This window comes from Clostridium puniceum, assembly GCF_002006345.1.
Classification (GTDB): Bacteria; Bacillota; Clostridia; order Clostridiales; family Clostridiaceae; genus Clostridium; species Clostridium puniceum.
In genome coordinates this window covers 1-762 of record NZ_LZZM01000137.1, presented here as the reverse complement: position 1 = coordinate 762, position 762 = coordinate 1, and the positions used below count along the sequence as shown (strand labels likewise).

Annotated in this window: 2 rRNA genes; both read right to left on the bottom strand. The window is 38.8% G+C overall.

Going from position 1 to position 762, the window contains the following annotated elements:
• A 23S ribosomal RNA gene (locus CLPUN_RS10385) occupies positions 1–265 on the bottom strand; the annotation flags it as partial.
• A gap of 396 nt (positions 266–661) precedes the next feature.
• Positions 662–762, bottom strand: a 16S ribosomal RNA gene (locus CLPUN_RS10380); the annotation flags it as partial.

Genomic DNA, 762 nt, shown 5'->3' with positions numbered 1-762 from the left:
TCTTTCCTTTTCGCTCGCCGCTACTAAGAAAATCGATTTTTCTTTCTCTTCCTCCAGGTACTTAGATGTTTCAGTTCCCTGGGTATACCTTCATAAAGCTATGTATTCACTTTATGATACATGGGGTTTCCCATGTGAGTTTCCTCATTCGGAAATCTTCGGATCTCTGACTATGTGCGTCTACCCGAAGCTTATCGCAGCTTATCGCGTCCTTCATCGGCTCCTGATGCCAAGGCATTCACCATACGCCCTTTGTAGCTTGACCTTCGCTTGCTTATTGACGCCAATTACTTCATCAGCTGCATATTTTATGTACTCACGTATGAAAATACGCTGCGTGCATAAAACATTTGCTTTCTCGTACTTGTCACCACTAAGCTTCGCTTTCTAAAGTTTTGTTATTACAAAACTGGTTATATTAATCATTCACAAAGAATATATTTCTTGGCTTTGTTGTATTTTATATACATTAATCTATGTGCAATTTTCAAAGAACATTATTTTCACCTTATTTAAGCGAAAATTTTTTTGAAAGACCTAGTCTTTCAAAATTGAACAGAATCAATACTTTAAGTAACCATCGAGTAAGTATTTAAATTTTGATACATAATAATGTATCTGTACTAGTCAGAGCGTCTGTCTAATCTAGATTTCTCCATAGAAAGGAGGTGATCCAGCCGCAGGTTCTCCTACGGCTACCTTGTTACGACTTCACCCCAATCGCTGACCCTACCTTAGGTCGCTGCCTCCTTGCGGTTAGCT